Genomic DNA, 1,804 nt, shown 5'->3' with positions numbered 1-1,804 from the left:
ACTTTGAATATAAACGACTTTCGCATTTGGTCGCTCAGCTAACATTTGATGACCAATCGCTTGCATCAAGTGCGTTTTACCAAGACCAACGCCACCAAAGATAAATAGAGGATTGTAAAAACTACCTGGACTATCGGCAACTGCTAAGGCAGCACCGGCAGCCAACTTGTTTCCTTCACCTTGAACAAAATTATCAAAAGTATATTTGTCGTTTAGCTTAAGGTTACGGACAAATGTATTATCGCTTGAGGGTTGAATTCTATCTTGCGTAATTTGTGCTTGAGGCCTAGGGGTTACTATCCGTTCGCTACTAGTGTCGCCTTCAATTTGAAAAACGGGAATTACCTCAATATTAGCGTACCCGTACGCAGATTGAATTAACTCTGATGCTAGATTTTTTTCCCAATAACCCTTGGTTACCGGATTTTGGACGGCAATTTTTAATTCATGAGTATTTTTGTCATAAGAAATAGGCTTAGTATTTTTAAACCAAGCATTGTATGCAACCTCGTTAAAGCGTGCACGCATTTCTTCATTAAAATGTTGCCAAAATTGATTGATATCAAACAAAATAAGTCCTCCCGATAACGTTAAGCAAAACTTATTTTACCATTTAATAAAAATGTTTTCCACAAGTGAATAATAATAATCCAAAAGTCACAAGTTGTGGATTATTTTTTGCTTGAAATACACAAAATTTAGGAAAGTGATGTAAAAACTTTAGTAATATACAACCAAGCATGTGGATATTTTTTATTGCAGTAGCAGATGATTAACCGATAATGATATCGAAATATCCACATGCTGTGAATAAGTTTTTAGACAAGTTGGGGACTGTGCATAAATCTGTGCAAAGTTCTGTGATTGTCTTTCTGTGGATAAAAAACTCAACAAAATTTTAAACAGGTAAAGTTCGCGTTATGAGAAAACTTTACCTCTGAGCAGTGAAACATTTTTTGTTTTTGTCATGACATATTATTTACAGCAAAAAGTGCGTATAAAAAGAGCATCCCAAATGAGAGTGAAACTGACTTAGGATGCACGAGATATAATTTTGGAATTTGGCTGATTAATCATTAATTAGGTTTCTTTGACTTAAATGCAATTATTGAGCAAATGGTTTTAAGTGCGGAGCATTAAATATTTCTAGTCATTTTACCTTTGGTTTGGTATGCTGTTTCTTAAGTAAGTCAACCTATATAAAAGGAAGATTTTTTATGAACGATAAAGATTATTTAAAAATGGCATTACAAGATGATGGTAACTTGAAGATTATTCTAAAAGGATATGTAGAAACAGCTGATACTGAAAAAGTAGGAGTGGTCGGCGTGGTTTATGTCACTGATGATTCTAAAAAAGCTGAGCAAAAGTATTATGAACTTAATGCTACTAATGATGATGAAGCCTATTACATGGTATACAGTTGCCCATTGGATACTTTTCTACCGTCTCTTGGCCACTACCCATCACTTGAAATTTCAAAAGAAGATTTAGTGTAAATTTTCCTAAGGTAGGTTAGGTTGCGAACAACTAATAAAGGGTAGAAGCAAATAATTTAAGTTCTTAGATGTTTTTTACTTTAATCCTGGTATTCTAGTATTTAAATTTTGTAACTAGCACATATTGGAGTCTAGTTTATAGAAGAGGTACCAGATAAAGTTTAGGAAATGATTTAATCACGAAGCATCCATATCGTAATACCAATATTGTTTTTTCTACTCTTTTTATCTTGTTTACGGCAATAATTTGGTTTCGAAAGATTGATGGATCAGGACTTGCTCAAACAACAAGCTTGCGTTGGGCA

3 protein-coding genes are annotated in these 1,804 nt (G+C 33.8%); 2 read left to right on the top strand and 1 reads right to left on the bottom strand.

Annotated elements, in window-relative coordinates; all coding sequences use genetic code 11:
- Positions 1 to 570: DnaA ATPase domain-containing protein (locus CRG87_RS07785; RefSeq protein ID WP_265734334.1), on the bottom strand; the 570-nt coding region annotated here is incomplete at its 3' end.
- 647 nt (positions 571 to 1,217) lie between these two features.
- Between CRG87_RS07785 and CRG87_RS07780 the strand changes: the two genes are divergently transcribed.
- Positions 1,218 to 1,499 (top strand): hypothetical protein, encoded by a 282-nt coding sequence (locus CRG87_RS07780; protein WP_074426158.1) that lies wholly within the window; start codon positions 1,218 to 1,220, stop codon positions 1,497 to 1,499.
- A gap of 176 nt (positions 1,500 to 1,675) precedes the next feature.
- Positions 1,676 to 1,804 (top strand): DUF3923 family protein (locus CRG87_RS08310; protein ID WP_133125510.1); only part of this gene is annotated, 129 nt, incomplete at its 3' end.

The sequence above is a fragment of the Lactobacillus apis genome, from assembly GCF_002837055.1.
GTDB lineage: Bacteria > Bacillota > Bacilli > Lactobacillales > Lactobacillaceae > Lactobacillus > Lactobacillus apis.
Note: the sequence above shows the minus strand (reverse complement) of the source record. Positions and strands in the feature narration are given on the sequence as shown.

Bases quoted from the DNA above. Each gene is read 5' to 3' on its own strand.
- CRG87_RS07780 (WP_074426158.1), top strand. From the start codon at position 1,218: ATGAACGATAAAGATTATTTAAAAATGGCATTACAAGATGATGGTAAC.